Source organism: Nonlabens sp. SY33080 (genome assembly GCF_011784885.1).
Taxonomy (GTDB): Bacteria; Bacteroidota; Bacteroidia; order Flavobacteriales; family Flavobacteriaceae; genus Nonlabens; species Nonlabens tegetincola.
Genome location: NZ_CP050461.1, coordinates 675,041 through 700,970 on the forward strand (window position 1 = coordinate 675,041; position 25,930 = coordinate 700,970).

Below are 25,930 nucleotides of genomic sequence, written 5' to 3' on the forward strand. Positions count from 1 at the left end.
TTGCACATGCAATCAAGCCACAATTATATCTTATGAATATTTGTTTTATTATGTATCCATGGGAAGAAATCGTTTCTGAGACCGATAGTTCCCTTACCCTAATTCATGAATGTGTTAAAAGAGGTCATAAAGTGGCCATTGCAACGCCATCTAACCTAACAATACGTGGTAGTATAGCTTATGCTTTTTCTAAGGTTATACGTAAAATGGATAAAGTTCCTGCTCAAATGAAATCGTTTTATAAAAAAGCTGAGTTTAAAGAAAAAATGCTTCCTCTAGCTGGCTTTGATATAATCATGATGAGAGCAAATCCACCTCTTGATCCCATAGCCTTAAATTTTCTAGATAGTGTAAAGGAAGATGTCTTTATAGTAAACGATATTGAGGGATTGCGCGAGGCAAACAACAAATTGTACACTGCTTGTTTTGATGATCCAAACAATGAAATCATTCCAGTTACTCATGTTTCCAAAAACAAGAAGTACCTTAAAAGCGTGATTAAGGAAAATCCAAAGGACAAAATGATTATGAAACCTCTCAATGGCTATGGTGGAAGTGGTGTGATCATGATTGAAAAAAATGCAATGCAAAATGTTAACTCTTTGCTAGATTTTTATATTGATAATAAGGATGGAACCACTAATTATGTAATACTTCAAGATTATATTGAGGGAGCAGATAATGGCGATGTTCGTATATTGTTACTCAACGGTAAACCTATAGGTGCAGTAAAAAGAGTACCTAGTGGTGATGACCACAGATCTAATATAAGCGCAGGTGGTTCATTTCAAAAACATGCTCTCACAAAAGCAGAAAAGAATCTTTGCAATAAAATTGGTCCAAAATTAGTTAAGGATGGTCTTTATTTTGTTGGAATTGATGTGATCAATGGTATGCTCGTAGAAGTTAATGTAATGTCACCAGGTGGAATTTCGTACATTAATAAAGTCAACAAAACAAAATTGCAGGAAAAGGTAATCAACTATTTTGAAGAAGTAGTTGAAACCGAAAAAAAGGCTCAAGAACGTCGTAACAAACTCAAGTTATCTCTACAAGATGATTAAACTGAGTATTGAAGAAATCATAGAAAAAATTAGAAAGGAAGAAACCTTTCATGCGGTAGCATTTGATTATTCTTTTGTTGTTAAGATAGACGATTATGTTCCTTTCTTTGCAGCAGCCGTTCATGACGGACATCATTTTGATGCTTCCTTATGGTCGCAATGCTTACACTCAGAATATGAGCGTAGGTATGAGGAAGATCCCGCGACAGGTCAAATGATTTCTGATACACCAATTACTCTTATAGGTTTAGACAGTAGGTTTGAGTACGATCTTAATCGAGCTCCAGATACTGCGATCTATGATTCTGCATGGGGTAAAAAATTGTGGAGCACTCCGCTTTCGCGAAAGCAGAAAGAACAACAACTTCAAAAACACAACAACTTCTATAGAGTAGTTAAAGCTCTTTCTCATAAACTTGAAGAAATGTATCCTGCGGTTGTCGTTTATGACATGCACAGTTATAATTACAAGAGATGGGATAGAGAAGTTCCAGTGTTTAATATAGGTACTTCAAATGTAGATGAAGATAGATACAGAGTTGCTATAACTGAATGGCAAGAAATGTTAGATGACTTACCCTTACCAATAGATCAAGAGGTCAGGTGTAATATTAATGATGTTTTTCAAGGTAACGGATATTTCTTAAAATTTATAACCGCAAATACTCAAAATACACTAGTTCTAGCAACAGAAATTTCTAAAATCTATTGCAACGAACTCACAGGGCAATTATTTCCTGATGTTATTAAATCGGTTCAAGATCTTTTAAGATATTATATCAAATCTCATGCGCATAATTTTCAAACAACATATGGATTGAAATAAGTAAGAATGAATAGTGCATCAAATTCCATAATTGAAATAGATCGCAGTCTAGATAGGTTGATAGGTAAACTAGAATTACTAGCTTATATCAATCCACAGAATATTGCAAAAGAGAAGAAAACGTTTTTTCAGAAAAGATACAATTACGAACCCAATTTTAAATATCGTAAGATAAAATTTAATCCCTATAAACTACACAGACTATTTTTTAGTCAACGGTTGGAGCGTATTGACAACGAGATTATTAGGGATTTTTACAAAGATATCATTTACTATTACAGTGGTATGGTTGAATGTATCGAGACCATAGGAGATACAGGTAACAAATTTTATTATAACAGTTTGAGGTATTACGGTACGCCAACTGAAAAAATGGTAGAAAATGCTCGTTTTATACTTCACTATACCGATAATATTGAAGAGAATCAAAAAGAAGATGAGTTTCTCACAACGGAGGAAGCTATAAGTTTTTTTGAAGACTATAAAGTCAATTACAATTTTGACTTTACTATTAAGACAAGTAGTGCTATGAGCGCAAGTGCCATGGTCTCCAATATTGACCAGGCTTTAATACTGAAACGTAATTCTAAATTTAGTAAACACCAGCTTAATGTATTGGCTCACCATGAGATAGGAGTACATTTGGTAACTACTTTTAATGCATTGGAACAGCCATTAAAGGTCTTTAAGAACGGTTTTCCTAATAATGTTGAAACTCAAGAAGGGCTCGCTGTAATGGCAGAGTATATGACAAATAATCTTACAATCGATCGATTAAGAGAACTAGCCTATCGAGTAATAGCTGTAGATTCCTTACTTAAAGGATACACATTCACTGACACTTTTGACCTGCTTCATACTAAATACAAGTTAGATAGGGATAAAGCATTTGCTATCACTTTAAGAGTTCATCGTGGTGGTGGTTTTACTAAAGATGCTCTTTACTTATCAGGTTTAAAAAAGATTTATGACCTTTTTAAAGAGGATCAATCAATAGAACTACAATTGAGAGGTAAATGTTCCCTTGAGTATAGTGGTATAGTTCAGGAGCTAGAGCGTGAAGGACTCTCTATTCCTATTTCTTACGATTCATTGTCTTTAAAAAACAATTTGAATACGAATGAAACTTTAGATTTTATTCTGAAACATTTAAAATAGAAAATTTTAAAAGTAAATTTTAACAAATGAGCATTATTCATTCCTAGATAGTATTGAAATAACTTCCGAGAATTTCTTTGCTCTTGCATATTCCAATGCAGTTTTTCCCTCGTTATCTTTAATATCCTTTAAGGCTTGATTATCAATTAAAAATTGAACCATTTCAATATTATTATACAAGCTGGCAAAAATTAATGGAGTGTATCCTAAATTATTTGTAGCATTTATGTTGGCTCCATTTTCGATTAACAGTTTTGCAAGTGTCATATTTCCTTTGAACGCAACTCCTATGAGAGCAGTATTTCCTGATCCATCTCTTTGATCAATGACTGCATTGTGATCGATTAATATTTTAGAAATATCAACTCTATCAAAATAGGTGGCAAAAATAAGAGGTGTAAAACCTCTTGCATCTGTAGTATTTACAATTTCAGGTTGTCTTTTTAGTATTTCTAAAACTTGTTCTGATTGATTCTGTTGTATGGCAGTAAGTAGGGTGGTAGTCATAGGGAATAAGTAAAACGGGACTGGTATTATAATCCAAGTCCCGTTTTAGAATTTTTAATAATTTATACGTCAAATCTATCTAGATCCATAACTTTTGCCCATGCTTTTACAAAATCGTTTACAAACCTTTCCTCACCATCATTGGCTCCATAAACTTCACATACAGCTCTTAATTCAGTATTGGAACCAAAAATTAAGTCGGCTCTTGTAGCTTTGAATTTTAATTCACCTGTAGCTCGATCTCTTCCCTCAAAATGAGTTTCTTCTGCTGACGTTTCTTTCCAAGTATATCTCATGTCTAATATGGTCTTGAAAAAGTCGTTAGATAAGCTTCCTACATTTTCAGTAAAAACACCATAATCAGATTGATCATAATTTGCTCCTAGAACTCGCATTCCACCTACTAAAACAGTCATTTCAGGGACAGTAAGTGTTAATAGATTTGCTTTATCTACAAGAAGATTTTCAGCTTTTGCATCAACATTAGCATTTTTATAATTTCTAAAACCATCACCTGCTGGTTTTAAATAATTAAACTGTTCAATATCTGTCTGCTCTTGTAGTGCATCACCTCTTCCTTGAGTAAATGGTACTTCTACACTGTATCCTGCTTGGTGTGCGGCTTTTTCTATAGCTACATTTCCTGCAAGTACTATTAAATCTGCCAGAGACACTTCTCCATTAAAGGTTTCTTTTATTTTTTGATATACATCTAAAACCTTATTCAATTCACTAGGATTGTTCACTTTCCAGCTGCGTTGCGGCTGTAATGCAATTCTAGCACCATTTGCTCCACCTCGTTTATCAGAGTCTCTATATGTAGATGCAGAAGCCCATGCTACTCTAACCATTTCCGAAATAGTTAATTCGCTGGATTCAATCATAGATTTTAGCGTATGAATATCGGTATCACTTAACTTGTAATCTACTTTAGGAATTGGATCTTGCCATAATAAATCTTCTTTCGGAATTTCTGGACCTATATAACGGTCTTTTGGTCCCATATCCCTGTGTGTAAGTTTAAACCACGCTTTCGCGAAAGCTTCTTCAAAGGCTTTATGATCTTCATGAAATCTTTTTGAAATCTTCAAGTATTCAGGATCCTCTTTCAAAGCAATATCTGCCGTAGTCATCATGAGCGCTTGTTTCCCTTTACCGCCAGCAGTAGGTGCCATTCTTGCTTGGGATTCTTTTGTAGGAGTCCATTGATGCGCTCCTGCTGGACTTTTTGTAAGTTCCCAATCGTAGTTAAGTAAGACATCAAAATAGTCGGCATCCCATTGAGTTGGATTAGGTGTCCAGGCTCCTTCGATACCAGAAGTAATTACATCATCAAGTACACCAGACTGAAAAGTATTTTTCCATCCTGTGCTCATTTCGGCCATTGAAGCCCCATGAGGTTCCACACCTACGTATTGTCCTGGATCTGCAGCACCGTGAGCTTTACCAAATGTATGTCCTCCGGCAACTAGAGCAACTGTTTCCTCATCGTTCATCGCCATACGGCCAAAAGTTTCTCTTACATCTTTTGCCGATCCTATAGGGTCTGGATTACCGTCTGGTCCTTCAGGATCTACATAGATCCAACCCATCATAACTGCGGCAAGTGGATCTTCTAGATCTCGTTTTAACGGATCTTTTTCTCCATCATATCGTGCTGCGTTTTCACCCCATTCTGTCTCGGTTCCCCAGTAAACATCCTGTTCTGGTTCGTAAATATCTTCTCTACCACCTGCATAACCAAAGGTTGGGAATCCCATTGATTCTAAAGCGACATTTCCTGCTAGAATCATAAGATCTGCCCATGAAAGTTTACTACCGTACTTTTGCTTTATAGGCCATAATAATAAACGCGCTTTATCTAGGTTTCCATTATCTGGCCAGCTATTAATTGGGGCAAAACGTTGATTACCTGTTGATGCGCCACCACGACCATCACCTACACGATAGGTACCAGCACTATGCCATGCCATTCTTATCATTAATCCGCCGTAATGTCCATAATCTGCTGGCCACCAATCTTGAGAGTCTGTCATTAATTGTGTAAGGTCCTTTTTTAATTCGTCGTAATCAATGCTAGCAAATGCTTCGGCATAGTTAAAGTCTTCTCCTAATGGATTATGTTTAGGATCGTGTTGTCGTAATATATTTAATTTAAGTTCATTAGGCCACCAATCACGATTTTTTGTTCCATGACCAGCCGTTTGACTTTGATTCCCGCTTAAAAAGGGGCATTTTGAAGCATCGGAATCATTGATGTCAAAGGCTTCTCCATGTGGTTTGTTAGAGCTCATAGTTGTTTATTTTAGGTTAATAATCGAAATTAAACTTGTTAAGTATGTTCTCAAAATTAGCTGTTATTATGCTACTTAGGATTAGTTACAAATATTAATATCGTATTTAAAAATAAGAAAAAACTATTAAAGGTTAAAATTACATAGCTTTAAGTAATTGTTAAGTGATAGAATAAAAAAAGGGTGTACCTAATAGATACACCCTTTAAAATGATTATTCTAGTTCTTATTTGTAAGCAAAATATTGCTCTCTAGTTTCCATTATATTGTTTACATAAGATTTAAACGCAGCATATTCTTCCTTAGAAATATCGGCTGTGTCGGTTTCAGATATAATTTTGACCTCTACTTTATTTGCTGAAATCTTATTGAAAGTCATTGAATAACTATGATTTTTATAATTAAAAGACTTGTTTTCAGGTATTTCTATGAACTGCTTACCTGATGGAATTTCAATTAAAGTAGTTTCAATGTACTTATTAGCGTTCTCATAGTATTTATAAACTATGTCGTGCTGTCTTTCATCTTTTTCTACAATTCCTTTGGTATACGGTTGAGAAAATAAAGGAATTTTAAATGTTTTTAAAGAGCCTATTTTGGCCGGTTTAGCTTTTACTTCAACCTGTGCTTTTAAAATTGCTTTATTAGATTCATGCTCATAGTTTGCCGTAATTAATTCATTGAGTTTTATCTCTTCATTTGATCTATTTTTAATGAAGCTTTCTAAATTCTCTTTTTTAAGTTTTTCACTTTCTTCATCTAATAAACTACGTAGATAAGAACTAGCACTACTTGAAACATCAGTTGTTATGGTAGCTTGATAATTATCATCTGTTACGGTAACTATGGCATCGGTAGTAACGATACTTGGTTCAAAATTTACTTCTTTAAGATTGAAAATGTCGTTAGTAGATCCAGTTGCGTTAAATGGAATTTCTAGTGCAATGGCCCCATCTAAAGTCTCAGGAAAAGATTTAAATGGTAAGAACTTATCCGTTAATTCAATGAAATATTCTTCACCATCAATTTTTGACTTAACTATACAGTGATTGAAATCTCTTGAAGGTAATCTCAATGAATTCTCACCGTAATCAGATGTCAGGATAAGAACTAAGTTGGCATCTAAATCAACTTGACTCGCAAGAGCCACAAATAGGGTAGAGAAGTCCTTACAATCACCCAACTTTGAAGTAATAGTTTTTGAAGGCTTTTGAGGAACATAACCACTTTGCTTAAAACTTACATAGCTGTAGGTAAACTCATCAGTAATAAAGTCGTAAATAGTTTTTGCTTTTTGCTCATCAGTCAATCCTGCATGACCATTCGGGAAAATTTTTGCAATAACGTTTTTCACTTCATCTTCTACTTCAATTTGACTTCTCACAAGATCAGAATACCAGTCCGATATTTCATTCCAATCTTTAATAGTACTTATATGAATTCTAGTCCCTATATCAGACATAGGCTTCATGTAGTCTTCTGAAGTTCCTATTCCAGGTACATTATTTGCTGTCCATTCATATCCTTTCATACCGTCAACCTCTATGTTTTTAAAGGTCATATTCCCATTAAGAACCTCATAGTTTAAAGGCTGATTATTTTCAGTTATGATTCTTAACGAATATTCCTTGATAGGGTGGTAACCTTGAGCAGAGAATACGTTATCATAATCTTTATAAAAGCGTCCATAGCTACCATATTCTGATTCATAGGATATATAAATGACATCTCCAATTTCAAGATTATTAAAAACCATGTTTGATCCACTGCGCTCTGCTTGTTCTACAGAACCATTAGGTTTCACGATCTCTGATTTATCGATATAATAATTACCATACAAGCCTAGATCGTATTCTTTCATTATTTCAATACCATTATCTGAGGTGATTTCATAAATGTAGTTAGCGTAAAAACGAGATCCGCCTCGTTCATAAAGCATGATTAAATTTTCATCAGAAAGAATAGTAAGGCCGTATTCATTTTCAGTCTTTTGTCCACGATTTGCCTCGATGAATTCATACCTATCTTTTTCCTTTACTATTTCAAATGGATCTTTCTTGTCTTTAAGATCAAAAATTTTACGTCTTAAACTCAAGTTTGACGCACTGCGAGCCAATTTTTCTTCATACCATTTAAGGGCATTCTTTTTGTCGTTCTTTTTTAGGTATATATCACCTTTCATTTCTCTTACTCGTAAAGCATAAGGGTAGTTTTCTAAAGCTTTATCAAGTATCTCCAGTGATTCATCAAATTTTCCAAGATCATATTTAATTCGAGCTAATCGTTGAACATTAGCATTCATAAAGTCATAACGGCCTAAGTGCTTTGTCATGAATTTCTCATACTCTCTTTTACGACCAGATTGGTAGTAATGTGAACCTAGCTTATTCATTATTTGCCAGGTAAAGTAATCATCCTCAAGATTTTCTAATTGCTTTTCAAAAAGATTTTCATTTTTAAAAAGGGTTTTATAGAAATTGATAAAAGTAACCTTAGTGCTCAAACTAACTCTATCGCTACTTACGATTTGATCAATAACTGCTTTAGCTTTTAATGGTTCTTCTTTTCTTATCGCAAGAAAGAAGTCAGTTCCTAATCTAGTTTGTTCAAGTGTAGTAGCTTTCTTTACCTTTTTAATAAAAGTCTCGAAAGATTTCACGTCTTTCTTAAACAGCTTCTCTGTATCTAAAAACTCTAGAACTAAGGATTGATAATAATCTGAATCCTCTCTTTTAAGATCTTCAAGATATTGAAGCATTTTTTCATCTTTCTCATCATCGCCAAAAGCGTATGCTTCAATTAAATATACCTTGATAATAGTACTATTAGGATATTTCTCAATGTATGGCTCTAGAAAAGCTCTGGCTTTTTTAACTCGACCATTTCTTAAATAAGTACTGTATAAACTGAAGATATTGATAACATTATCCGGATTCTCTTGAATCTTATTTTCAAAAAAGCTTTCAAAAGGATGTGTAATTACCTCTGGATTTATATCTGATATGGTTTGTTTGGTATAAGATTTATTAGAAAGATCGCCATTAAGTGGAAGGATGTTATTCTCATCATCCATAAATCTTAACATGAAATAATTCGTATCACTAGAAGCCATTTTGATAAGAATTCTATTAACACCTTTCTTAAGTGATACTTTAAATCTGTTTGCATCCATTTCGGTTTGCACATCTTCATCACTTTCAAAAGCAAGTGCGTCATTCACAAAAACTTTGATCAAACCACCGCGTCCTAAAGACATAGTAACTCTTTGATCCTTATCAGAGTTTATGAAAGTTTGAGCATAGCTTACTTTATCACCATATTCATCATGATTTACAAAGAAGAAATAAGGTCGATCTTTAATTAAGTTAGGTTTATACCAATTAACTATTCCGTTACCTTTAGTATCAAAACCATTTGCTGAAACAGCTTGCAGTTCTGGCTCATACTGGATGTCCATACCACTTTCATTTAGGTTTTCAAAAGGTCCTACAAATTCCCAATTTTCTACTGTAGGAATAGATTGCTTAATATCTTGTCGATCATCAAATTCCTTTAAATTGTTTAAAACTAATGATTGGACATATTTGTAACCATCTCGTATGGTTACATCATTAGTATTAAGAGCTTTTATTTTTTTAAGTACTTTAAGTTTGGCTGGTGAAAATCCTTCATCTCTATAATCACCTAAAAATATATTTGAATCCCATCCAGCATATAGATAAGGTTCAAAACCTGGTAACTTTATAAAGCTTTCTAGAAACTCATATTCATTGTCGATTTGACCATTTTCTGTCTCGGTTAGTTTTCTTAGAAAAGCTTCCTCAATATTGTTCTTTTTAAGTTTTTTTGAGGTAGTGAGCGCTTTTGCTCGGTTGTTGTTTAAAAGTGATTTACTGGTTGATGTAATCGTTGGATTTTGAGCTAATGCTCCTTGGGCGACGATCAAGAATATGATGAGCGCAATTTGGAATGGTTTCCTCATGATTGGTTAAAATTTATTACTGAGGACAAAATAGAACAGAAATCTGTTTCTACCGTAATTTCTTACCTTCTAATTCAATGTAATAAGAGTTATTTAACAATTTTTTAAATCTTACATTTGCCGCGCCTTAAATCCAGATTACAATGTCTAAACTTGACGCCAAATTACTAAACAGAGCCAATCATAAATGCGAACTATGTTCCAGTGAACAGAATTTGGTTCAATTTGAAGTTGAAAATACTGGATTTGATCAGTTTGAAAATGAGGTGATAATCTGTTCAAATTGTGAAGAACAAATCAATGAGGTTATTCCTGTTGATGAAAATCATTGGAGATTATTAAATGATAGCATTTGGCATCCAGTAATTGCGATCCAAGTGTTGTCCTATCGTCTATTACATCAGTTTAATCAGTTTTCATGGACTCGCGATTTGATAGAAATGATGTATATGGAAGAAGAAGTAAAAAATTGGGCAGATTCTGGATTAATTAAAACACCGCAAATAGTACATAAAGACTGTAATGGTAACGTTTTAAAAAAAGGTGATAGCGTTGTTTTAATAAAGGATCTAGATGTAAAAGGAACTAGTTTTGTTGCAAAGCGAGGAACCGCAGTTCATAATATTAATCTGGATCATGAAAACGAAAATCACATTGAAGGTAGAGTGAATAGTCAATACATTGTTATTCTCACTCAATATGTGAAAAAGACTAAATAAACAGTTTCATTTGACCTGTATCACTATTTTTCCTTTCTAGGTCTATCAAATACCTCTTAGCTTTTAAGCCACCAGCATATCCCGTAAGACTGCCGTCTGCGCCAACTACTCGATGACAAGGTACAATTATGGAAAGCGCGTTAGCACCATTTGCAGCGGCTACGGCTCTTATTGCTTTTTGTTGATTACGCTTTCGCGAAAGCGCACCATAAGAAATAACCTCGCCATATTCTAGGTCCAGTAATGTATTCCAAATGTCTTTTTGAAAATTGGTTCCTGCTAGTAATATAGGAATTGTGAACTTTTTTAAACCTTTATTAAAATAATCCTCGAGTTGCTGGAAAATGGTTTGATGGAATCTCGTTTTCTTATACTCAAGGCTTGCATTAAAATATTGAGTCAATCGATGATCGATTTGATCTCGTTGCTTTCTATACTTCCAATCGCACAACACCAGATGATCGTCAAAAGTTCCAATTAAAAGAATTCCTACTGGACTGGAATAGGGTGCAACGAGTATGTGATTACTCATATCGCAGTGATTCAATAGGATCTAACCTTGCTGCTTTTATTGCAGGAAAAAGTCCAGAAAGAATAGCGATTAAAATAGAAACGATGGTTGCATAAATGATCGGATAAACCGGAATTTCAAATGGAATCTCAAAGGCAAAGGTAGACATGGAGTAACCTATGAGCATACCTAATAAGATTCCTGTAATACTACCATATTGACTGATAAGAAAGGTCTCAATAAAAAACTGCCAGGAAATTGTACTGCGTCTAGCTCCTAGTGCTTTACGGACACCTATTTCTCTAGTTCTCTCTGTTACAGAAACAAGCATGATGTTCATTAAAGCAATACTTGAACCAAAAATCGTAATAATCGAAATAAAGAAGGCTGCAAATCCAAGTGCTCCTGATATCTCATTGAAGGAAGCTAGAAAACTATCACTGCGTACTATGCCAAAATTATTTTCTTGAACGGGTGTTAGGTTTCTTATACTACGCATGAGTATGGTAGCTTTATCTTGAGCTTTATCCATATAATTTGCATCAAACACCTTTACACTCACGTTATAATTGATATTAGGCGACGTATAAATTGATCTCGCCATACCTATTGGAATTAAGACTCTAAGATCCTGATTGTTTCCAAAAGTGGCTCCTTTTTCCTTGAGCATTCCAATAACCGTAAACTTATTGCCACGTATGGATAACTGTTGACCTATAGGATTTAATCCTTGAAAGAGAGCATCTTCCATATCACTACCTATCAAACAAACCCTTGCATTTTTTTGAATATCGATAGAAGTAAAGGGTCTACCTTGCCCTAATTCTATACCTGCATTTTCTACATAATGTTCATTTACTCCAGCTACAATTACTTTAGGTTTTGTTTTACGATCCTCGCTTTTTATTTCGGCCTGGCTAGTAGCCTGAAAGGAAACACCTACTTGAGTCAATGGATCCACATAACGCTCTTCAAATTCTTTAACTTGGGAATAGGAGATTATAGGATTAACCTGTGTGCGTTTTCCACCACCTCGACTTCTGAATCCTAATTCATATTGCTGGATATTAAACGTATTGGCACCGATTCCTTCAAAGCCATTAGTAATAGTAGTTTTAAGAGCGTTAACAGAGCTTAGAATACCCACAAGAGCTGTTATTCCTATGGCGATTATTAATACGGTGAGCACGGTACGCAGCAACTGCCCTTTAATACTCTGCTGTGCAATACTGATATTCTGTCGGAATAATTTGAACATGTCAATAGGACTACATAAAGAGTGAAAAGTTACGAGATTCGGTTAAAAAAGTTGCAAAGACTTAAGATGACTTTATGAACACGGTATATACACAGTATATTTGCACTCAGAAAAAAAATTATGGCACAGAAACCTTCTACTCCTAAAGGAACCAGAGATTTTAATCCGTTGCAAGTACAACGTAGAAATTATATTATTCAAACCATAAAAAGACATTTTGAATTGTATGGTTTTATGCCTATTGAAACTCCTAGCTTTGAGAACTTATCCACATTAATGGGTAAATATGGAGAAGAAGGAGATCGATTGATTTTTAAGATCCTTAATAACGGAGATTATTTGGATAAGGTAGATGAAGACTTATTGAATAATAAGGATTCAAATGCTATGATTTCACAGTTAAGTGATCGTGCGCTCAAGTATGATCTTACCGTACCATTTGCTAGATATGTAGTGCAACATCAAAACGATATTACATTTCCCTTTAAAAGGTACCAAATTCAAAATGTATGGCGTGCAGACAGACCTCAAAAAGGTAGGTATCGTGAATTCACGCAGTGTGATGCCGATGTTGTAGGTAGTAATTCTTTATTACAGGAAGTTGATTTTATTAAGTTATACGACGATGTTTTTACTAGCCTACAAGTTAATGGTGTTACCATTAAAATAAACAATCGTAAAATCTTAGCCGGCCTTGCAGAAATCATAGGTGCGGCAGATCAATTGATTCCCTTTACTGTTGCACTCGATAAGTTGGATAAAATAGGAGAGGAGCGTGTTAAACAAGAAATGCAAGAACGAGGAATTTCATCTACAGCCTTGGAAAAACTTCAACCAGTATTTACACTTACGGGAAGTTATGAGGAAAAACTAGAAGCGATGAAAGGGCTATTATCAAGTTCTGAAATAGGAATGAAAGGAATTGAAGAACTTGAATTTATAAATCAATCCTTAAAGTTAAATCAGTTAAAAACCGCAACGTTAGATTTAGATATCACATTGGCTCGTGGTTTAAATTACTATACGGGTTGTATTTTTGAAGTTGCTGCTCCAGGCAGTGTTAAGATAGGAAGCATCGGTGGTGGTGGTAGATATGATGATTTGACCAGTATTTTTGGATTAAAGGATGTAAGTGGTGTAGGAATAAGTTTTGGATTAGATCGAATTTACTTGGTTTTAGAAGAACTTAATTTGTTCCCAGACTCTGTTAGGGCTGGTGTAGATGTTTTATTTATCAATTTTGGAGAGATGGAAGCTGCACATTGTTCTGGGTGGTTGTCTCGCTTTCGCGAAAGCGGAATTAAAACAGAATTATATCCAGACGCTGCAAAAATGAAAAAGCAAATGAGTTATGCAGATAAGAATAATATTCCCTATGTGATTTTGGCAGGGGAAAATGAAATTGCTACTGGTAAACTTACCCTTAAAAATATGATAGAAGGTAGTCAAGAATCACTAACTATTGATGAGATCATTGCTAGATTAAGTTAGTCTTACAAAACATATAAAACGAAAAAGCGGCTTAATTACTAAGCCGCTTTTTTCTTTATTGATGGTTGTACAATTATTTGATAATCACTTTTTCAGTATGATTACCTCTGTTAGTATTCATATTTAGTATATAAGTACCTGCTGCATATGAATCCGTGTTTAGAGTAGTTAACTCATTGTTTTCATCATTCTGTACCGATACAACTACCTGACCAAGCATATTTACTAAAGAAAGTTGTTCTACCAATAAACCATTACTTGTTTGAATATTTATAGTTTGGTTTTCTTGTGGTTGATAAACAACCATATCGTTTGAAACTGCTGCCGTATCGTTAGATAGGGTAGAAGGGTCATTGAATACTATGGAAAATCTTCCATTTTGATTACCTGCATTAAGAACTGGACTTGTATAATCTCCATTCATAAGATTGGTATAGGTTCCTAATACAGCGTCCTTCACATAAATAACTTGACTAGTAGGAACATTTTCTATCGCATCTAAACCTATAACAAAACTGTCAGTACTTGATAATTTAATATTTAAAGGTAGTTCAACACCGTTGTCAATTGATGGAATTCCTTGTATACTTAATTTGTCTCCATTAAGATCAAATGACATATCTTCAAATTGAGTGTCTTGTTGTATACCATCAAAAGCTCTGTCAAAACCAGAAGTACTAGCAGGATCGATAGCAAGAAGTATTTGTCTGTGAATTCCACCTGCACCATCAAAACCAATTCTGAACTTCATTCGAGTATCGCTATCTGTGTTGTACTCATTATTTCCTTGTGCAACAGCACCACTACCTGGAGCAGCTACAAAAATACTGTTCCCAGAATTTTCTTTTACAAATTGTCTTTGATCATTTTCAAAGCGTATTGTCCCGTTAGAAACACCTCTTACAAAGAATCCTTGTGCTACAGGTACGAAACGTTCTGGTCTTTTGGTAGGAGTTCCTCCTGAATTTACTAAAGGATTTGATGTACCAAGTGTTGCATTTGGCACTCCACCTGAATAATTATACATGGCATAACCACCTTGATATTGTTGTAGTACGTGACTATTACCACCCCAATGTTCCCAAAAGTATAATGTACCGTCTAAATTAGGATTGTCCTCAATAAATTCATGAGCATCTAGGGCACTAGGATATGGATTACCTACTAGGTAATCATTACCTGCATTGATAGGTAATGTAATATCACCATTATTAGGCTTTCCTACAAAAACATAATTTTGATCACTAGTTGATGCACCTGTTCCTTTCATTGTAAAACCTTCACCTGCTTGCATGCTACCATTAGGACCTACATATTGCCATGCGCTATATGTGTTTTGAGCTAGATTATTATACTTGTATAACCAACGACCTGATATGGTAGCAGCAGTTGTAGCATCACCAGGAGCACCATCGCGAACAGATCTAGCAGTAAAGTTTAAATCTCTAGGATTTTCTACGATAGTTCCATCTTTAAGTTCTCCTGCAATCGTGTAACCATGGTTTATGGTAGTATTATTTATTGAACTTACTGGAGATGACCAATAATTGTAATCAAATTGAACATTAGTACCTTGTTGGTCACGCTCTAGATTTCCAGTACTGGTAGGTTCTAAATCACTGTCAACAGTCTGTATAAGTTGTGATTCTCCTTTCAAATCTATAGTACCATCTATTTCTAAATGATGGGTAACAGTAAGTCCATGATCATTCTCAACATCTAATTGATTATTAAGTACAAACAAACCTAAAAGTGTAGCATCTGTATTCAGAATTTCAACATCATGTGTGGTTTCAACAATATTCCAGTCAACCTTGTGTACTATACCATTTACAACTCGAGTACTTCCTGGAGTAAATAATAAGGAACCATTTTCCCATGTAGAATTATTTTCCCATTCTCCATTTGTATTTGATTTATATGGTAGAGGTGCAGTTTGAACCCTAAGGTCGTAATAGTTTTCATTGGCCATTCTACCATAACCTCTATTTGTTGATTGATCATTTAATGCTGTACCTATAAAGCTATTCATGCTGTAGTACGCCTTAAGTTCTGACCAATCTACTGTATTTATTTCATTCTTTGTAACGGTAAAAGGAATTACAGTACCAGCTACAAGGTCAGTGTTGTTTTCCAACTCTTGATTCATGATGTACCTGATCTGATTTTGAGAAAGCGCAATATCCCACATTCTAATTTCATCAACTTCACCTGCCCAGTGATCATAGGTAGAACCATCTTCATGTACGCGAGCTCCTATTGCCAGTACATTACTATCCGCAACTGGAGTAGTTACCGCAGCTGTATTATCAAGAATACCATCTATATAAATACTTACGTCAGAACCGTCATAGGTTACAGCGATATGTTGCCATGCATTGTCATTAATTGCTGTATTAGAAACTATTCTTTGTTGGGATGGATTGTACCAAACAACTCGTATACGATTATCCGGTCTCAAAGAAAGTTGGAATCCACTAGTACCTTCACGTTTAGCAACAATAGTTCTATGATTACCTAAATCGTTACTACCAGCACTTAAAACCCATGCACTAGCAGAAAATGTACTACCTAATCCAGTACCATTATCAATAATTATGTGATCATCAACACCATCAAATACAACTGATCTATCTTCAAATTCAACATAGGAAACACCTATTGAAAAATACTTAGTGCCATCAAAATCATATTGCGTTCTTTGGTAGGCACCATCTTCCCAGAAAAATCTTGTTTCGAAATTAGTGGTAAAGTTAGGATCATCTGCAACTAATAAAACGTATTCCATATCAGTTGTTAGAGCTGGTAAACCGGAAAGGTCACTTGTAGCAACTCTAATTCCAGTTACTGGAATATCAGTTGCCACTTCATTGATTTTCCACACTCGATTCATTCTCTGAACTCTCGTATTTACCGCATCTGTAATACCTAAATCATGACTTATATCTCCACTTCTCAAATTAGTGTCTTGACCATTATGACCCCAAATTAGAAAGTCTTGATCATTATTGAAGTTTTGACTGTTATCTGTTCCTATATCTTCTACATTATTTAATCCTATAGCAACAATGCTTGTGGAGTTTTCACTTTGAGATTGTTTTTGAGTAAGTTCAGATTTATCATCTCTTCCGATACCAGCCACATCCCAATTGTAACCAGAATTACTTGCATAATCCCAAATAACAGCATCATCACTATTTAAATAATCCCAATCTGCTTGATGATCATCACTAGTACTTGATGGGTTTTTAAGAGAAACACCGTTTTTAATAGCTAAGTAGGAATAAATACGTTGTTGTACAGCCGAACTAAGTCTATTTCTATAACTAAAAACTTCAGTGATTTGTCCATCTAAATGTGTATCAAATGGCAATCCATTCATTTCATATCTTCCTGCTGCTAAATAAAAAGGCTTGTTTTCAAATTCTTTAAAATTTAATGTTTGCCCACTTACTGTGGTTGTTCCAGTAACGTTATCAACTTTTCTTCCATTAATATATATTTCAGTACCACTATCAGAAGGGTTGTTTTTTACATTGATAATATGTACATCATCAAAAGTTCTAGTTGGATTTGAATAAGCACGACCATAACTGTATTCATTAGCATCAGTTTCAGATACAGTACTAACATTGTGTGCTAATATCTCATTGTTATATCTAGCACTTGTAGGTCCCCAACCTAGACCACTTGGATCCTTTGCAGGGTTAATAGGAGCAGCCTTAGCTCCTAAAAGCATAGTTTCATTGGATATACTACCTGACATATCTAAACTACTTCTAACAACAATCCAGTATTCGTCAGAATTGAAACCTCCTTTACCTCTCATATGTTGTTTTGCAGAACGATCAAAACTAACTGTAGGATTAAAATTGATGTTTTCAACTGGATTATTGGCAAAATTAGGGGCATCGGAAGGGTTTTCAAATGCATCATTATCTAGAGCTTGATCTTCCCAAACAGTAAGTAAATCGCCATCAGTCGCTGGAATATCTTGAGAACGTAACCATAGCGATAAATTATCATCAACATCGGCTGGACCATCTGGAGCAACCATAGGTGTTAAAGGAGTACCTGTAATTATGATATTATCGAATAATACTCCATCATCTCTTGTATTGTCTCCATCTGATCTAAAAACTATTCTAAATCTAACAGTTGGATTGTTATTTAAAACGGCTGGTAAACTGTGAGTAGCCTCTTCAAATCTACTTAGAGAAGGATCAAGTACAGAGTTGTCAAGCGCCCAAGCATCGGCTCCATTAGCAAAACCATCTACATCGGTTTCATTATACCAGTTTTCTCCTGAGCCTACACTTCCTAACACATTCCATGTAGTTCCACCGTTTGCACTATATTCGACACGCATACCATCATCATTGTCATTGGTATTTGTTCTAAAATCAATTTTAAAATTCATGTCTACCCATCCTATAGTAGAGATAATAGGACTAGTGATACGGGCATTTGCATTACTAGGATAATTATTAAAATTATCTGTGTACCAGTAATCACCTTCACCTTTTTCACCAGTGTCACCTTCATTTCCTAGTGTCCAAACAGTACCAGCTGTATTACTGCTCCATCCAGCAGGTCCATTGTCAAAATTCTCATAATACAATGTATTTTCTGCTGCTACAGATTCACCTGTAATATTAAACACATAAGGATTTTCATCAGCATCATCATTAGTGATCGTAAGTGTGGCATTACTTATACCATAAGTTGCTCTAGAAAAAGAAACATCAAAAGTTGAGCTTGAATTTCCTGGTATTATTGCATTTGGTTGATTATCAATGCTAAAATCTGCAGCATTTACCCCAGATAAAGAAACTGAATTGGCTCCTAGATTTAGGTCAACCACTCCTAAGTTTTGAACAGTAAAGGTTCTTGTTATTGTTCCATTATCTACAACTGTTCCGAAGTCTGTACCATCTGTTAAACTAGGCGTAGTGTCGTTATTTACAATATCATTACCTAACCCTTGAATATTAATTTCTTGTGTGGTGCTACCACAGGTTCCTCCACCGCCACTAACAGTAAAATTATAACTGCTTCCTGATGCTCCACTAGGTAAGTTTTGATCAAAAACAACAGATCCTCCGCTAGTAATTCGGATATACCCTGAACCATTCCATCCATCATTATATCTATCCCACAACCTAGCTCGATAAGTGCCGTTAGGTAAACATCCTAGATCTATTGTTGTAGAATAAGCAACAGAACTACCATTATAACAATTAGTTGGATTACAAATTCTAATTATTTCGTTACCTGCATTGTCATATATGATGACATAGTTTTCACCAGACCATTGTGGCCAGTTAATTTCTACATCTACTTGACTGGTTTGACCAATTGAATAAAAACCTATGAATATGATTATTAGGGTTAACCAATTCATTTTAATCGTAGGGGTAATGTTTTTCATACTAACATTTTTTAATATCCGGACTAAAACTATATCCGTTTAACGATAAAAAAATGTTTTTAAACGATAAATCGGTAAAATACAGATTAAATATGCATTTTATCGATCTAATTAACCTTGGTTACAATTATTATTTTGAAATAATTGGAGATTATTAACAATTGATAATAATTCGATATTTATGTTTTCTATAAATAATAATAAATCCTTAGGAAAAATAAATGCGTGAGAATTTCTAGGGTTAGGGTATGATTATTAAAAAATCAAACTCTGAAGATTACTAATCAAAAAAACCGTTTCCTAAGGAAACGGTTTTTAAAGTAGCGTGGGGCGGGCTCGAACCGCCGACCTCAGCATTATGAGTGCTGCGCTCTAACCAGCTGAGCTACCACGCCGTGATTCTGGTTTAGCGGGTGCAAATATACTGTTATTTATTATTCTATTCCAAAGCTTTTTTAGATTTAATTTTCTTCTTAAAAATTTTAACTTTTATAAATATACTTTATATTGCCAGCAAAACCTTAATCCATGGATGAACCAATCAAGTTTGACTTAGAATTCGTAATACAAGTATCTCCTTCATTATTATATAATTACATTGCAACACCTTCCGGTATGTCAGAATGGTTTGCAGACAATGTGAACAGCCGTGGTGAATTCTTTAAATTTATATGGGATGGTCAAGAAGAGAAGGCAAAAATCATAAAAAGAGTCTCAGGTGAAAGAGCTAGATTCCAATGGGATTATGATGAGGATACTAAAAAATATTTTGAACTTAGAATTCAAGTTGATGAAATTACTAAGGACGTGTCTTTAATAATCACGGATTTTGGTGACGACGACGATGAAGTTGAGGAACAAAAAATGTTTTGGGAAAATCAAATTGCAGGTCTTAAAAAAGTCTTAGGTTCTAGATAACTTACTAAAATACATTATATCTTTGATCCCTTTATTCTAAAGGGATTTTTTTATGATCGTTCTCAACGGAGAGTTGGTTTCAAAAGATAAGAGCTTCATACCGTTTAATAATCGCGGTACTTTTTATGGTGATGGAGTATTTGAAACACTAAGACTGTTCAAAGGCAAGGCATTGTTCTTTGAAAATCACTATTTCAGGCTTATGTCTGGAATGAGAATCATGAGAATGCTTATTCCAGAATCATTTACACCAGAATATTTTGAAAAATCTTTCACTGATCTTATATCAAATAATAATTTTGAAAACACAGATCATTTAAGATTTAGGATTAGTGTGTGGCGAAAAGAAGGAGGAAAGTATACCCCAAATTCGAGAGAAGTCAATTTCTCTATGGTAATGGAACCATTGGATAGTTCCTTTGAGAATAATGAAAATTGCGAAGTAGAGCTTTTTAAGGACTTCTATATATATGCTGATTTATTGAGCAATCAAAAGACTATTGATAAAAAGGTGAATATTCTTGCCGGTATTTTTGCCAAAGAAAACTCCTACGATGACATGTTTTTAATGAATCATAATAAAATGATTATTGAAACAATTAGTGGCAATGTATTTCTAAGAAAAGATAATATTATAAAAACACCTCCTTTATCTGATGGATGTTTGAATGGTATAATGAGAGAGCAGGTTATTGATCAATTGAAAAAAATGATCAACTATGAAATTGTAGAAGAGACAATAACACCCTTTGAATTACAGAGAGCAGATGAAATTTTTACTACTAACGTCATTAAAGGAATTCAAAGTATTTCAAAATATCGTAAGAAAAAATATTCTAGAGATGCTGCTACTGAATTATTGAGCTTATTGAAAGAAAAACTTTTCTAATTGTAATTAGGATTTTCAGGAGCATTAAGCCATAATTGATAATTACCACCTAATGTTTTCATTTTTTCTTTCCAAAACGCTATCATATTCTTTGTTAGTAGTTTCTTTTTATCTGTGTTTTCCACTACGACCCACGAATTAGCATTAAGTTCATTATCTAGTTGTTCTAATTCCCATCCAGAATATCCCAAGAAGAATTTAATATTACTAGGTTCAATTAGATTTTTATTAATTAAATCAATAACCACATTAAAGTCTCCGCCCCAGTAAATATCATCCTTAATAAGATGCGAATCAGGAATTAATTCTGGAACATTATGCAAGAAATATAGGTTATCAGTATCAACTGGTCCACCTTGAAATACCTCAAAATTGACACTTACTTCAGGTAATAGTTGGTCAAGAGTACAGTCTAGTGGTTTGTTTAAGATAAAACCTACAACTCCTGCTTCATTGTAATCAGTAATTAGGACTACAGATCTAGAAAACGAGTAATCACCTATTACACTAGGTTCTGAAACCAATAGATGTCCGCGGTCTGGTGCTACTATTTTCATTTTTTGGTTTTTATTTGTACTCTAACTTAGTCAAAAATTCTTACATAACCATAAAAACATGTTTTTAGGTGAATTTTATCGGGTTAAAAGCAAAAAAAAACCTCACTATAAGTGAGGTCTTCTATAAGTTAAACTAAAGAATTCTTAGTTTACTGCTTTTTGTAAGTCGCTACCAGCTTTAAACTTCACTACATTTTTTGCAGCGATTTTGATTGTTTTACCAGTTTGAGGATTTCTTCCTTCACGAGCTGCTCTTTTAGAAACTGAAAAAGAACCAAAACCTACAAGAGATACACGGTCTCCTTTTTTAAGGCTTTTTTCTACACTTCCTAAAAATGATTCTAAAGCTTTTTTTGCAGCCGCTTTTGAGATTCCAGCGCTTTCTGCCATTCCTTCGATAAGATCTGTTTTGTTCATAATAGTAATTAAATTAAAATGTTGGTTAAACTAAAACGTATAACAAATTTAGAGGTAATTCGCGTTCATACAAGTAATAGCTTGATTTTCTCATTATTTTGTTTATAAGTATGAGGAATTGTTAATAAGTTATCGCAAAAAAAACCTATTTCGTCTTAACCCTTATAGAATCTAGCATTAGGATGAAACTGATATCCATTTAATAAGTCTTTCACTTCCATCGCTTTTTTACCCGGTAATTGTAATTGATTTACCTCGATAAAATAATCATTTGTAGCAATAAAGAGTTTTTTGTCCTTTAGTAACAAAGTTCCTGGTGGTACATGATCTGATTTTTCTTCAGAAATTACCGCAGTATGAATTTTACATCGTAGTTCGTCATCATTATTATAAAACAATGCCTTGGCTACAGGATATGGATATAATCCTCTTATTAAAGCGGTAACTTCAGCAGCAGATTTGGTAAAATCAATTAAGGTGTTCTCATTATTTAATTTGGGAGCTGCTTTTAACGAGCTCGAATTTGATTGAACTCTAGTACTAATTTTATTATTTGCTATATCATTTACCGTTTTAAGAGATAAATCTGCTCCCAAATTCATTAAACGACCATAAAGACTACCTACATTTTCATTCTTTTCAATTTGCGTTTCGACTTGATCGATTATAGCTCCTGTATCAATTTTATCATCTATAAAAAATGTAGTCACTCCCGTTTTTTGCTCCTGATTAATAATAGCCCAATTTATAGGTGCGGCACCTCTATATTCAGGAAGCAAACTCGCGTGCAGGTTAAACGTACCCATTACAGGTAAGGACCAAACCACCTTTGGCAACATTCTAAACGCCACAATCACTTGTAAATCTGGATTGATTTCTTGTAATTGTTCAATAAAATCAGGTGATTTTAAATTTGTAGGCTGCAAAACAGGTATATTATTATTTACCGCAAACTTTTTTACATCACTTTGTTGTAGTTTTCTACCACGTCCAGCAGGTTTGTCTGGTGCAGTAACTACTGCTTTGATATTATGATTGGATTCGTGTAATTTTTTAAGTACACCAGTTGCAAATTCTGGAGTACCGTAAAAAACGATATTTAATTTCTTACTCATTTATTTGAAATAAATTGTTCTGTACTTTTTTAAGTTTATTGTTCTCCATCAAGGATTTTACTGATGAAATCAAATTTTCCATGGTAATACCACTTGAAATGGAAACTTGTGATAGGGTAGTTGGTTGATTAAAAAAAGGCAACAAGTTACTCTCATTAATAATAACGCAGTTACTACAAGATCCACAATTTTCAGTATTCTTTTCTCCGAAATAGGAGAGTAGCATTTTGTTTATACAAATCTCTGTATTAAATACTGTTTTAACAAGAGCCTGTAGCTTTTCTGTTTTGTGGGAATTCTGTATCTCTAGTTCTCTTGAAATTCTATTAATCGCTCGATCATCATCCCTAGGTTCTAAAAAAGTGATAGAATTATCAGTGTTTATCAAAGTAACATCGGCTAGCTGTTGCTTATGCATTTTTGATAGAGTTTGTATAACTTGAGCTTCAGTAGTATTACTTCTGTGAGCAATGAGCGGTATTTGAACACTTATATTTTGATTACTGCTTCCACCATAGGTGCGCAAAATAGCTTGGATGATTGCGTAATAGGAATCATTAGTTTGGGCAAACTGTCTTGTTTTTTCTGCGCTTTCGCGAAAGCGTACTAAACACTTTCTTTTAAATACAGGAGACAACTTTATAATTCCAAATCTATCTAGAGTATTAAGTGCTGTATGGGCAGGTAATCCTAACAAGTCATAGGTTTTACAAAATTGAGAAAACGATAAGTAATGAGTGGTTTGATAACCTTCTCCAAAAGCAATATTTAAATAGTTATGTAAATGTTTGTAAATCTTTTTTAAGTAATGTTTATCGGGTTGAGAAGCCACAAATTGATGATGAGCATGATTAACATCATTACGATTAAATATGAAAATGGCATTTGAGGGTTTACCGTCACGTCCAGCACGTCCTGTTTCTTGATAATAACTTTCAATACTATCGGGAAATTGTAGGTGATACACTTGTCTTACATCTGGTTTATCTATACCCATTCCAAACGCGTTTGTGGCAACCATAACTTGAGAACTGTTATTCATCCATGATTGGGTGTGCTGTTCTCGTTGTTTGGGTGTAAGTCCACCGTGATAGTGAGTTGCCGTAATACCGCGTGCTTTAAGTTGATTAGCAAGGACAACTGTATTTTTTCTACTGCGCATGTAGATTATACAGCTGCCAGTAAGCTCCTTTAAATATTCTATTAATACACTAAGCTTGTTCTCAGTTTGTACAAATTGATACTTAATATTATGGCGTTTAAAACTACTTTTTATAACTACAGGATCCTTTAATTCCAGATTAATGGCAATATCCTGTTGCACCTGAGTAGTAGCAGTTGCTGTAAGTGCCACCATTGGTGCTGCTATTCCCAATTCACGTAAAATTTTAATACCTCTATAAGCTGGTCTAAAATCATGTCCCCATTCACTGATGCAATGTGCCTCGTCAACTGCTATTAGGTTTATGGGCATTTTTTGAAGTCTTTGTTGAACAAGGTCTTGTTGTAAACGCTCTGGACTGAGATACAAAAATTTATAATTACCATATATACAATTATCCAGCCGTTCATCGAGTTCTTGATGGCTTATACCACTTGTAATTTCTATTACTTTAATTTGTCTAGATCTTAAAGATTGTACTTGATCTTTAATTAAAGCAACAAGTGGAGATATTACAATGGTAATACCATTCATTGTTAACCCAGGAACCTGGTAACAAACTGATTTACCACCACCAGTAGGTAAGAGTGCTATGGTGTCATTACCTTTTAAGATATTCGATATAACTTCTTCCTGATTACCTTTAAAGCAATCATAGCCAAAAGTGTTTTTTAATATCTCGCGAGCGTAATCTATCATTTAAATACGTTCCAAAAGGTATTTTAATCTCTGATCAACCGGTAAATGAGGAACTTCTATAAGTTCATAATTCAAATTATTGTAATACGTTGTCAAAATTTGGGCAATGGTTACAGCCTGTTCATAGGTTTCATAGCGCTCCTCATCGGTTTGATAAATATCTTTCCAAGGCGGTAAAAAAAACACCTTATCATATCGATAATCCTCACAAGCCTGTTCGTATCGTTGTGGAATTTCTTCGTCTTTATATACATGATAGGCTGGAACATCAGGAATACCTCGATCATAGAAGTTAATTCCCTTTTGCGCTTGTTGGAATTGTTGGATACGGCCTTCTAACAAAGCATCGCTAAATGCAAACGGTTCTACAAGAAATAGTTGATCTATGCCACGTTCTCTCGCTTGAGCTGTAACTTGTCTAGAAATTTCAGGATGAATAACATGTCCAGATTCCTCTATAGCTTGAATTAAGGTAGTTTTACCAGTTCCTGGACCACCAATTAATAGAATTCGCTTAATTTCATTCATAGGTTACAAAATAACTAAATCTAACGCTACGTATAGCCGATCTCTTGAATTATATTTGCACAACTTTATGGCAACACACAAAAACTCAGACGAATTTTACAAAAAATTGAAAGAGCAGTTAGCAGATACGTCTAGCTGGCCTAGTAAATACATGTATAAATTTATAGTTCCATCAGATCAAAGTAAAATTGATCAAATAGAGAACATTTTTGATGGTACTGGCGCGGTGATTAACACAAAAGCCTCTTCAAAAGGCACTTACACAAGCTTGTCTATAGTGGTAAATATGCCTAGTCCAGATGCTGTCATTGCAAAATATAAGGAAGTAGGAAAAGTGGAAGGCGTGATAAGTTTGTAATTCAAAGTTATTGCTTACATTGCACCTTACTTCACAGAATTTAAAT

At 34.3% G+C, this 25,930-nt stretch carries 19 protein-coding genes and 1 tRNA gene; 8 read left to right on the forward strand and 12 right to left on the reverse strand.

Translation table 11 applies throughout. From position 1 onward, the window contains the following. Positions 1-32: 32 nt before the first annotated feature. The 3 genes from gshB to HCN53_RS03020 are packed head-to-tail and all read left to right on the forward strand — an operon-like array spanning position 33 to position 3,048. Positions 33-1,064 (forward strand): glutathione synthase, encoded by a 1,032-nt coding sequence (gene gshB / locus HCN53_RS03010; RefSeq protein ID WP_167341974.1) that lies wholly within the window; start codon positions 33-35, stop codon positions 1,062-1,064. After that, positions 1,057-1,890: an N-formylglutamate amidohydrolase gene (locus HCN53_RS03015; protein WP_167341975.1), complete on the forward strand. Its 834-nt coding sequence runs from the start codon at positions 1,057-1,059 to the stop codon at positions 1,888-1,890. Before gshB ends, HCN53_RS03015 begins: the two co-directional genes overlap by 8 nt. A 6-nt stretch (positions 1,891-1,896) precedes the next feature. Continuing rightward, positions 1,897-3,048, forward strand: coding sequence for a flavohemoglobin expression-modulating QEGLA motif protein (locus tag HCN53_RS03020; RefSeq protein ID WP_167341976.1), 1,152 nt, complete (start codon positions 1,897-1,899; stop codon positions 3,046-3,048). A 33-nt stretch (positions 3,049-3,081) separates the two neighbouring features. On the opposite strand, the gene HCN53_RS03025 is transcribed toward HCN53_RS03020, so the two are convergent. The 3 genes from HCN53_RS03025 to HCN53_RS03035 all read right to left on the reverse strand — a co-directional run bounded on the left by HCN53_RS03025 (position 3,082) and on the right by HCN53_RS03035 (position 9,831). Continuing rightward, positions 3,082-3,555, reverse strand: a complete 474-nt coding sequence (locus HCN53_RS03025; protein ID WP_167341977.1) for an ankyrin repeat domain-containing protein — start codon at positions 3,553-3,555, stop codon at positions 3,082-3,084. Between the two features lie 62 nt (positions 3,556-3,617). Next, positions 3,618-5,849 carry a catalase/peroxidase HPI gene (gene katG, locus HCN53_RS03030; protein WP_167341978.1) on the reverse strand — a complete coding sequence of 744 codons (2,232 nt, stop codon included), beginning with the start codon at positions 5,847-5,849 and terminating at the stop codon, positions 3,618-3,620. 226 nt (positions 5,850-6,075) lie between these two features. After that, entirely contained in the window at positions 6,076-9,831 is a 3,756-nt protein-coding gene (locus HCN53_RS03035) for a DUF3857 domain-containing protein (RefSeq protein ID WP_167341979.1), read from the reverse strand. 143 nt (positions 9,832-9,974) lie between these two features. Here HCN53_RS03035 and HCN53_RS03040 point away from each other — a divergent pair, with 143 nt between their 5' ends. Beyond that, complete coding sequence (locus HCN53_RS03040; RefSeq protein ID WP_167341980.1) at positions 9,975-10,550, forward strand: PhnA domain-containing protein; 576 nt, start codon at positions 9,975-9,977, stop codon at positions 10,548-10,550. Here HCN53_RS03040 and HCN53_RS03045 read toward each other — a convergent pair. Together HCN53_RS03045 and HCN53_RS03050 are read right to left on the reverse strand one after the other, a co-directional pair. Continuing rightward, positions 10,543-11,082, reverse strand: coding sequence for a methylated-DNA--[protein]-cysteine S-methyltransferase (locus HCN53_RS03045; protein WP_167341981.1), 540 nt, complete (start codon positions 11,080-11,082; stop codon positions 10,543-10,545). The genes HCN53_RS03040 and HCN53_RS03045 overlap by 8 nt on opposite strands. Beyond that, positions 11,075-12,319 (reverse strand): ABC transporter permease, encoded by a 1,245-nt coding sequence (locus tag HCN53_RS03050; protein WP_042280168.1) that lies wholly within the window; start codon positions 12,317-12,319, stop codon positions 11,075-11,077. Before HCN53_RS03050 ends, HCN53_RS03045 begins: the two co-directional genes overlap by 8 nt. Before the next feature lie 120 nt (positions 12,320-12,439). Here HCN53_RS03050 and hisS point away from each other — a divergent pair, with 120 nt between their 5' ends. Continuing rightward, positions 12,440-13,810, forward strand: coding sequence for a histidine--tRNA ligase (hisS, locus tag HCN53_RS03055; RefSeq protein WP_167341982.1), 1,371 nt, complete (start codon positions 12,440-12,442; stop codon positions 13,808-13,810). Between the two features lie 73 nt (positions 13,811-13,883). On the opposite strand, the gene HCN53_RS03060 is transcribed toward hisS, so the two are convergent. Together HCN53_RS03060 and HCN53_RS03065 are read right to left on the reverse strand one after the other, a co-directional pair. Beyond that, the gene (locus HCN53_RS03060; protein WP_167341983.1) at positions 13,884-19,241 is read right to left on the reverse strand and encodes a LamG-like jellyroll fold domain-containing protein; all 5,358 of its coding nucleotides are present in this window, start codon (positions 19,239-19,241) and stop codon (positions 13,884-13,886) included. Positions 19,242-19,562: 321 nt separating this feature from the next. Then, positions 19,563-19,636, reverse strand: a tRNA-Met gene (locus HCN53_RS03065). A 133-nt stretch (positions 19,637-19,769) separates the two neighbouring features. On the opposite strand from HCN53_RS03065, the gene HCN53_RS03070 reads away from it, so the two are divergent. After that, positions 19,770-20,159: an START-like domain-containing protein gene (locus HCN53_RS03070; RefSeq protein WP_042280172.1), complete on the forward strand. Its 390-nt coding sequence runs from the start codon at positions 19,770-19,772 to the stop codon at positions 20,157-20,159. A 52-nt stretch (positions 20,160-20,211) separates the two neighbouring features. After that, a complete protein-coding gene (locus HCN53_RS03075) occupies positions 20,212-21,048 on the forward strand; it encodes an aminotransferase class IV (RefSeq protein WP_167341984.1) in 837 nt (278 codons plus the stop codon). Here the strand turns inward: HCN53_RS03075 and HCN53_RS03080 are convergent. From HCN53_RS03080 to HCN53_RS03100, 5 genes are all read right to left on the reverse strand, one after another. After that, a complete protein-coding gene (locus HCN53_RS03080; protein ID WP_167341985.1) occupies positions 21,045-21,605 on the reverse strand; it encodes a YqgE/AlgH family protein in 561 nt (186 codons plus the stop codon). The two genes, HCN53_RS03075 and HCN53_RS03080, sit on opposite strands and share 4 nt — an antisense overlap. Positions 21,606-21,749: 144 nt before the next feature. Next, entirely contained in the window at positions 21,750-22,022 is a 273-nt protein-coding gene (locus HCN53_RS03085) for an HU family DNA-binding protein (protein ID WP_042280177.1), read from the reverse strand. A gap of 155 nt (positions 22,023-22,177) precedes the next feature. Further along, positions 22,178-23,137 (reverse strand): methionyl-tRNA formyltransferase, encoded by a 960-nt coding sequence (gene fmt, locus HCN53_RS03090; RefSeq protein WP_167341986.1) that lies wholly within the window; start codon positions 23,135-23,137, stop codon positions 22,178-22,180. Beyond that, on the reverse strand, positions 23,130-24,998 hold the full coding sequence (locus tag HCN53_RS03095; protein ID WP_167341987.1) for an ATP-dependent DNA helicase RecQ: 1,869 nt from the start codon (positions 24,996-24,998) through the stop codon (positions 23,130-23,132). Before HCN53_RS03095 ends, fmt begins: the two co-directional genes overlap by 8 nt. Next, the gene (locus tag HCN53_RS03100; RefSeq protein WP_105019006.1) at positions 24,999-25,526 is read right to left on the reverse strand and encodes an AAA family ATPase; all 528 of its coding nucleotides are present in this window, start codon (positions 25,524-25,526) and stop codon (positions 24,999-25,001) included. 67 nt (positions 25,527-25,593) lie between these two features. Between HCN53_RS03100 and HCN53_RS03105 the strand changes: the two genes are divergently transcribed. Then, a complete protein-coding gene (locus HCN53_RS03105) occupies positions 25,594-25,884 on the forward strand; it encodes a DUF493 family protein (protein WP_042280186.1) in 291 nt (96 codons plus the stop codon). Positions 25,885-25,930 lie beyond the last annotated feature (46 nt).